The sequence below is a fragment of the Coxiella endosymbiont of Ornithodoros amblus genome (genome assembly GCF_019425495.1).
Lineage (GTDB): Bacteria > Pseudomonadota > Gammaproteobacteria > Coxiellales > Coxiellaceae > Coxiella.
Window position 1 is genome coordinate 1 of sequence record NZ_VFIV01000056.1, and the last position, 8,217, is coordinate 8,217.

Genomic DNA, 8,217 nt, shown 5'->3' on the forward strand with positions numbered 1-8,217 from the left:
CGGCTTAGAAAATGTAAGGGAAATTATTTTCAACCCAATAATCAATTGCTTCAATTAAAACAAGCCTTTCCATTAATTCCACCTGCTCAGGAAACAAACTCATCGCTTTCCTTCGTGTATGGAGGTCACGCATCAGTATTAATTATAGCCAAGAGACAGAGCAAGACACTACACATTATGAATATGAGTTTAGAACAGCTGCGTAAAGAAACGGACGAATTGAAGCCGGATAACGGCTGTACGAATATGACTATTTCGGACATCTGACCAAAACCACGCTCCCTGAAAACACCATTATCCAAAAGTCTTCCGCTGACGGTTTGGAGCGACTCACTCAGACAAGCAGTGGCGCGGACGCACCTCTATATTTTCTTATAAAAACACGTATCTGTATCCCGCAGCGGTAACTGCGCCGACTGGTAAGACGCTTTCGTACGAGTATTTAAAAGGACTGGGTAATGCAGTGAAAAAAATCAGCACACCAGAAATTCTTCAAACATGGGACTACGATATACTGACCGATGCAATAATTTCAGCAACGCAAGCCGTGTGGATGATCCGCCAGATGACCTATTATTCGTCCGCTTTACTCAAAAACGAAACCTCCATGCCCGATTGGTGCCCCCAGAAGTCTAACGCCTACTTGGCCGATGCTCTACAGTCCTATACAGACGTGTAACGTGACGCAACGCTACGATTACGATGAAACATGGCTGTCACACTGCTGGCACGAAGGTAACGATATCAAAGTGTCACTCGGCATGATGCGTTCGGTCGCTTCACGAAACAGCAGGCCAGGAAAAAAGGGCGCAGCATTGAGCACTACGCTGACCTATGAGGATCTGAATCGAGAAATCAAGCACGAAATCAGTGCAAGCGGCCAATCTGCGCTTGTCATTGAACAAACATATCAAAGAAATCACTTGCTCAAAGAGCGAATTACTTAGAGCGACTGCACAACCTTACGTAAAGAAGCGTTTACTTATGACAGCCGCAACCGGCTCATCGAATATATATACCTGGAATGGAGAAGCACGACCCAAAGAGCCTTACAGCAAAGGCAAAGACATCCATCGCGAGCGCTTCAGCTACGACGAACTGGGTAATATGACAAAGACGCAAACCGACTTCAACAGCGGATGCAACACCACCACCTGTCTATAGCACGCTTGCCCCCACTCAACTGCTCAAGGTAACCAACGATCACAGAAATTATCCGAAAGAAATCACGCTCAAACATGACAAAGCAGGGCGGATGATTTGGATGAAGCCGTTCGCACATTTGTTACGACCCGTTGCGCTGACTACAGCAAGTAAACGGCGCGGACGCAAAAGACGCTTATAATGCGTTGACACCCTCAATACACTCACCCTCAATACACTGGTCAGCCAAGTGGTTCAGGATGAGCCGAATGACCTTTTATCGTGTGGATGATTGGTGGGTGAAGCTAGTCGCAATGGCAGCAACCAGATCTGCTATGTGAAGTCGAATGGATGCTGTGGGGACAAGTGCACGAGCAAGAATCATCGAACAGCACGCGACTAACGACCACTACATCAGCAAGGCAGTGTGCTGACAGTCTGGGAAGATAAATCATGCATGCAGGATTATATCTATACACCTTATGGCTATTGGACCTCACAGACCGAGATGCCATCCGTCTTGGGATTTAATGGGAAGCCGTTGGATCCACTTAGTTATAGAATATAATCTTTGGCAATGGCGACCGCGCCCACAATCCGACATTAATGCGCTTTTTTAACTGCCAAGACAGCTGAAGCCCGTTTGGTGCGGCAGGGGGGGATTATCCTTATGCGTATTGCAACGACGATCCAATCAATCGTGTGGCCAAGCGGCCATTTAAGTTGGCAGGCGGGGTTTTCGTATTGCCTTAGGTGAATCGGGCGCGCGCCTGTGGCTTTTGCTGTCTTTCTGCAGGCGCATCCATTGGGGCTACCGGTGCAGTTAGCGTGGCCATTGAGACTGCTTCGATAATCTTCTTTGGTGCTGGGAACCCCTTGGCATCGATCGCTCCGGATGTCGCAGGTATCGCTAGCGGCGCGCTTGCAAATGCCAATCCGCAAGCTTTCGGCAACCCTAACCCTGAGATGGATTTCCCTGGGATTGGGTGGACCGGAAGCCGAAGCAGTCTGGTTACTGCAGCCAGAGCGGGCAAAAAATTAATCTCTGAGCTAGTCAAGGGCAGCAGTAAAATCAGATCACAAAGTCCGGTGCAGGGAATTAGTTATAGAAATCTATCTAGGGGGATTCTTAGGGGAGGAGCACTACACACTTTCAGAGTTTGAGTAAGGTTACTGTGGCGCCCAAATCGATGCGCCCTTCTGGACTCAATTATTGGCACAAAGTTAGTCAAAAAGCCCGCTTGGGTATCAACATGTTTTTAGGGCTGACAGATAAATATTTGGATACGAAATACGAGAGCCTATAGAGCTTTTCAGAAGAAGGCCCAGCAATTACAAAACACGATATAGTGATTATGTTAGGTACTTATGGTCATGCATATGGCAACAATTGGACAAGCCAAGGATTAAGTAGGCCTGACATACTTGAAAGGGATTTTTATGAATCTGACGTACGAAATTATCAAGGAAAGTTGAATGGGCAAGTTAAGGTCATGGATACGGCTGGTATGACAGAGAGCGAATTTGGGCGTCATGTCAGAAGTGTAAATCAACATGTAATTTTGGGTATTGCCGGGGGCGTAATGACAAGGCGCTAAGATAAGAATATCATAGAAATTTTCGTCTCATTAGTTAGTGGTTCGGCATCTAAAAAAAGCCGTGTCAGAGCAAGCAACAACCAACGAGCGAGGTAAAAGTGTCACTCGTTTGTATAAATTGCATCTAATCTTCATCGGAAATAATCTTTTTTCTAGCAGATTGATACCGTTCTCTTAGTTCAATATCGATATACCGATCAGTAATTGCACTAGAGCTATGTCCAGCATCATCACGAACGTGTTCACGGGGTCTGATTTTTACATCATCAGAGATACCCGTATGTCGCAACCAGTGGACCGTTGCTTCATTCAAGGCTTCTGCTTCTTCAGAAAACCCGTCTTGATCAAGTTGATCAATAGCAAGATCAAAGCAATATTGTACGATATTTCTAATATAATTTGTGCTTTTGATTGGGCCCCAGCCTTTATTTTTGGGCAACAAAGGTGACTGATCAGCAGGTGAAGGCAGGGAGGTCAAGCCTAAATGCTTTCGCCAGCGCTTTAATGCCTTAAGCATCGCGTTACTTACAGCGATTTGTCTTTCTTTATTACCTTTACCAACAGTTACAAACCACCAACTTCCATCACCATCACGATAAAAGTGATTCATGCGCGGCTCCCAACGTTCACTTGCGGCAAGCTCTGAAATTCGAAGATACATAGAATATAAAGCCGACGTAATAAATAAGGCTCGCTCGTAAATATCAGGGTCTTGTTCAGCCAAGCTTTTTGCTGATTTAATCACATATTGCCACTGTAGTTCTGATAAACGTCTTATCTTAGGTTGTCCTTGCGTCTTTCGGATAAATTGACTTTTTTGTCTGATAAGGGCGACTGGATTTACATTGACATATTCTTCTTGCAGCAAATAATTAAAAAAACTGCTTAATATCGCAAATAATTCGCGTAAAGATCCGTGTGAAAGCTCAAAATTATTTTTGTCTAAGTCCATTCCTTTTCGACGCTCTATTTTGGAAAGCTTAACGATAAATGGCCGCCATTTTAGATTCGGAATCCGTATACCATCTTTAGTAATAAAGCGAGGCCATTTTGTTTGCCCTATCCATGTTTTGGGCGGTTTTTTACAAAAATAAATAAAATTTTCTATATCATCACGCTTTAACGCTTTTAATGATTTTTTAGTTATTAAGGCACACCAATGAATAAGACGCTCGATTTCACGGCGATAAGAATTAAAAGTACCTTTGCTCCCTTTATAAGATTTTAAAAAATTTACTGTGATCTTAATATCATTTAAATCATAGTCTTCTTTGAGATAAGAATAATCATTTTCATCAGTGATATTTTCAATAGAATCAAATATGGGGAGAGGAATTAGTTTCATCTAGCATTTCTGTCTAAATCAAATATGAATTAAAATGGAAATACAGCTCCGGGGCAATTAAAACGTACGGAGTGATTATCCTGGTAATCACCACTATTGTCAATCCTAGGTTATACGCTCTATCATTGCAAGCTTGGAAAATTCAATTTAGCGGATGCCAGTCGCACGAATACAAACACACTTCACTCGGAAGTAGTCTGATCTTGCCCTATCGTGGGCACAAAAAGCTTTTGAATTATCTCATTGCTAATCTCTTGTCAGTTGACTGTCGATGCAAAAATTGTAATCAAAAAGGAGTAGAAAAACTTACGGCTTTCTAACCCCCTTCAGTCATTTAGCCTATTTTTTAAATGTTGATGCTGTAGAATATCTATCTTCAGCTTTTAAGGAAGACTTTTCTTCTCTATTAGACTCTTGATTCAAAAGTCCAAAACCAGCGGAAGAAAGCTTCACCTGACCATTTTATTTTTTCAATAAGTACTCTTCACTCAGAAAAAAATGCTTGTTGATAATAATATTTTTTAACTAGCGAATTTAATATAGCACAAGTCTCTTTATCTGGAGTGCCAGAGTAATTGTTTGGTCGAAAATGCATTTGAAATGCCTGGACGACTTGTTTAGTTTGACGGTCAAATATCCCTGTCTCTAAAATCGGATAGCCATAAATCCTTAAATTTTTTTGCACCCATTTAATATCAACCTCATTATCCGAAATAAGTAATTCTGTCTGCTGCTTTTCCTCTTCATCATACCAAGCACCAATTCCACGATCATATAATTTTTTCCAAGGAAATAATGGGCCTGGATCTACTTTTCTACCAGGAGCAACATCAGCGTGCGCTACAACTCGTGTAGATCTTATGATTTTATTACCATACTCATCTTTATAACGTCCAATAATATCAGTGCACAATTCAATCACTGTTTCAATTTGATAATTAGTGAAAGGAATCCACGTCCTCTCTCCTTCTTTGTCAATATAACCCAAATTAACCATCTCAACACCTATTGATGTATCATTTAAATTTATTCTATCTTGCCACGCACTGACTCCAGCGTGCCAAGCCCTCTTCTCCTCTGGAACTAATTGAAAAATTTTACGTTTTCCGTCAAAAGGCCACTCGGGCACTAAATAATGTGCGCTTACTTGCCTTTTGGGATCAGTAAGTATCTTTAACAAACTTTCAAAGTCTCCCGCTGTATAATGCAATACTAAAAATCGAATACGCTCATTAACATTTGGCGAAGAATAATCATTGTCAATAACATAGGGCATATTTTCTTACCTTTAATGTTGAAAAAATTCAAGCTGTCACGCTAATTTAGCGATTGGACACACTATAACGGCTACCTTCTGTATGCTGAAAACTTTCATCTTCACGACGACGTAGTTCAATTGCCCCGAAGAAAGCCACTGGACTGGGATGAGTATAAATATTCGGATTTGCGGTTTTTTTCGGAAGTAGCGTGGCCATTAACATTCGTAATCTAATTCTAATTTTTCCTTGATTAGTTTCGATAGCCCGCTGAGGATCAGTGGTCACCACATGACGGCGATGCATGACGAGAGGACCTAAAATATCCAATGTTAGATCCTGAATGTCATATTTTCCCGATTCAAGGGAAGAATAGTGAATATCAGCAAAGGTATGTTGCTTAGAAGTGCTCGTAAAAGCAGTACAACCGGGATTAGGGGCATGGGAGCTGCCTCCTCTGGCGATTATAATCCAGGACCATCTATTTCAAATCATCATACCTTTCATCCATTGAAAAAGAATCCAGAGTTATATGGATTGAAATATCTTCTATGGCATTAAAGGTGATAATTAATAACTGAACTTTCTTGAGTCTGTTATTTAATTCTTTTTCGGCAAGACCTCCAGCGCGAAGTTTCAAAAAAGACTCATCAGAAACAGCCACCGTCATAAACAGTTTTACCGAATTAATATTGACTCTCTCCTCGAGGATGTCTCATTAATTATGATGTCGTCACTCTTCTCTTGGATTGAGGGTCCTGCACCATTTGATAGACACCCGTTTGAGAATCTAATTTTAGAGCTACTCTACCAAATAGATGGGAGTGAGTGAGGCGCGACGACGGCTTAGCCACTTCGACTTTATACATTGCTCTTCCTTGCTCTCCATTGGCTTCTGACCTCCCATCACGCAAAAGTATAGCATTCAGAAAAACCATTATTTTTGATTGCGTTGACAATGAAATGTGGTCCCCCAGTCTTGACTAGCAAATTTATCTTTTACAATCCGTTCCAGAAAGTCTTCTACTAAAAGCTGTTGTCCCGATAAGCGATTTTAATCTGGTCATTCACCCCCTCCACTTCTTGGAAAGCAATCAGTAAATTTACTTCATAAAAGGGACTATCACCTTGCTGACGTTTGCGATGTTGAAGATCTACCGCCTTTCTTGAAAAATGATCATTGAAAAGCGGTTCATTATCTTTTATTTGCGCAATGCGAGTCGTATAATTGTCTTTTAAACCATCCATTGCTAAATGAATACCCTCTTTTTTATTGTTTTGAGTAATTCACTTTGAGTCAAAAATGGTTTTTGTGCTACGAGTGGATTCTCTAGTGACGGGAGTTCCTCTGCAATTTTTGTTTTTGCGCTTCCATTTTTTCTTCTTCCATTCGCTTCATTAGCTCCAACTTTTCAGCTTCTAGATTTATGGAGGAGGATGAGTAATCAACCAGCGGAATAAAAGGGTTATTACTGCTAGAGAAGGGATCGAATGGAGAATAAAGAGGCGTCGCCCCCTCATTTTGAGGAGCTGTGGGAAGGAGAGAGGTACCTATAGGCGGACGCTGGGGATGTTTTTCCCATTTCCTCATAGAAGTCGCTTTGGCCTTCACTCTGTTGTTTGCAATACTGCAATAGGGCTTTTAATACTTTTTTCCTATTTTCAAATTTGGTTCTGCTATTAAAAAATTCTTTTTTTTCCAATAACATATTGATATTTTTAATCACATCCTCAATCCATTCCTCCCATCTATCACCTTCTATTATTTTTTTGCAGAGTACCACAAAGGCGAAGTAATGACGTTATAATCATTCTTCGATCATTTGTATCGAGTATTCAGTAGTCCAATTCAGTTTTAAATATTGATACAACGTCCCATCGACTCGCCTGATTCCTGAAAAATAATGCGATAGTATGTATCCTAAAAAAAATTGCTAAGGTCTCTATTTAAGTCCTTATCTTTTTCTGATGTAAACCTATCTCTCAATTGAACAACTGCCATCCACTCTTTAATGTAGCATGATAATGTCTACAATAGATGGATACTTAATAGTATTTTAAATAAAGCTTTAAATGATGGATCTTTCCTTATCTGTAGGTGTAAAGTGCTTGATGGCTTTATCACTAAGTTTTTTGAGTTCTTCTAGATTTTGTTTGGCAAAAACATTAAAATTCTCCTAAATTAGCAAATAAATTTAAGATGCTGTTTTGTATTTCTTAATCTTGTGAAAGGACCACTGACTTGCTTATTCGAACAGACTATTTAAAATAATTATAAGTAGTCCTCGTTAATTTTATTTTTTGACTTTAAGCCGATCCATTAATTCTATAATTAATCTCAATTAATTAATACTCATCTCCACAATAGCCTTTAAAAATTTTTACAAATTCTCCACGGTAATAATTATTTTTATCATCTTTATTTTTGAAATTCAGATTCAAAAAATCAAAAAATTTTTTCAAAAAATCTATTTAATAATATTAATTAATTAATATTATTAAATAGAAACTTAAAATTTCATTAAATTAATTAAAATTTAAATTTTACAAAAAATGAGCTTTTTGTATTTAAAAAACCTAAATTTTCCCAGGATTTTTTATTTGGATAAAGTTATTTTTTAATTTTGTAAAAACGGGATACCGCCTTCAAAATCATTAATGGAATCGTTCATTAGAATATTTTGATGGTGAAATAGAAGAGTCAAAAAAAATTCAAAAAGAGTACAATGTTTATTGAACAATGAAATAAAATCATAGCACTCTATACATAACAAAAGCAGTTAAGTTGATGAAATGGTCAGAAAAGCTGCTGAGTATTCAGTAGAATTCCTGATGTTATTGAAGGATAAGGGGTTCTTGATGAAAGACATCAGTG

At 39.4% G+C, this 8,217-nt stretch carries 10 protein-coding genes; 3 read left to right on the forward strand and 7 right to left on the reverse strand.

Going from position 1 to position 8,217, the window contains the following annotated elements:
- Window positions 1–463: 463 nt before the first annotated feature.
- Both FIV31_RS06465 and FIV31_RS06470 read left to right on the forward strand, forming a co-directional pair.
- Complete coding sequence (locus tag FIV31_RS06465; RefSeq protein ID WP_280124206.1) at window positions 464–679, forward strand: hypothetical protein; 216 nt, start codon at window positions 464–466, stop codon at window positions 677–679.
- A 1-nt stretch (window position 680) separates the two neighbouring features.
- Window positions 681–947, forward strand: coding sequence for a hypothetical protein (locus FIV31_RS06470; RefSeq protein ID WP_280124207.1), 267 nt, complete (start codon window positions 681–683; stop codon window positions 945–947).
- Between the two features lie 945 nt (window positions 948–1,892).
- On the opposite strand, the gene FIV31_RS06475 is transcribed toward FIV31_RS06470, so the two are convergent.
- On the reverse strand, window positions 1,893–2,177 hold the full coding sequence (locus FIV31_RS06475; protein WP_280124208.1) for a hypothetical protein: 285 nt from the start codon (window positions 2,175–2,177) through the stop codon (window positions 1,893–1,895).
- Between the two features lie 321 nt (window positions 2,178–2,498).
- On the opposite strand from FIV31_RS06475, the gene FIV31_RS08665 reads away from it, so the two are divergent.
- The gene (locus FIV31_RS08665) at window positions 2,499–2,741 is read left to right on the forward strand and encodes a hypothetical protein (protein ID WP_425278277.1); all 243 of its coding nucleotides are present in this window, start codon (window positions 2,499–2,501) and stop codon (window positions 2,739–2,741) included.
- A 124-nt stretch (window positions 2,742–2,865) separates the two neighbouring features.
- On the opposite strand, the gene FIV31_RS06480 is transcribed toward FIV31_RS08665, so the two are convergent.
- The 6 genes from FIV31_RS06480 to FIV31_RS06505 all read right to left on the reverse strand — a co-directional run bounded on the left by FIV31_RS06480 (window position 2,866) and on the right by FIV31_RS06505 (window position 6,590).
- Window positions 2,866–4,086: a tyrosine-type recombinase/integrase gene (locus tag FIV31_RS06480; RefSeq protein ID WP_280124209.1), complete on the reverse strand. Its 1,221-nt coding sequence runs from the start codon at window positions 4,084–4,086 to the stop codon at window positions 2,866–2,868.
- Window positions 4,087–4,570: 484 nt separating this feature from the next.
- Window positions 4,571–5,362, reverse strand: coding sequence for an N-acetylmuramoyl-L-alanine amidase (locus FIV31_RS06485; RefSeq protein WP_280124210.1), 792 nt, complete (start codon window positions 5,360–5,362; stop codon window positions 4,571–4,573).
- A 46-nt stretch (window positions 5,363–5,408) separates the two neighbouring features.
- A complete protein-coding gene (locus tag FIV31_RS06490) occupies window positions 5,409–5,672 on the reverse strand; it encodes a hypothetical protein (protein WP_280124211.1) in 264 nt (87 codons plus the stop codon).
- Between the two features lie 151 nt (window positions 5,673–5,823).
- Window positions 5,824–6,012: a hypothetical protein gene (locus FIV31_RS06495; RefSeq protein ID WP_280124212.1), complete on the reverse strand. Its 189-nt coding sequence runs from the start codon at window positions 6,010–6,012 to the stop codon at window positions 5,824–5,826.
- Between the two features lie 52 nt (window positions 6,013–6,064).
- Window positions 6,065–6,280: a hypothetical protein gene (locus FIV31_RS06500; RefSeq protein ID WP_280124213.1), complete on the reverse strand. Its 216-nt coding sequence runs from the start codon at window positions 6,278–6,280 to the stop codon at window positions 6,065–6,067.
- An 88-nt stretch (window positions 6,281–6,368) separates the two neighbouring features.
- Window positions 6,369–6,590 carry a hypothetical protein gene (locus FIV31_RS06505; protein WP_280124214.1) on the reverse strand — a complete coding sequence of 74 codons (222 nt, stop codon included), beginning with the start codon at window positions 6,588–6,590 and terminating at the stop codon, window positions 6,369–6,371.
- Window positions 6,591–8,217 lie beyond the last annotated feature (1,627 nt).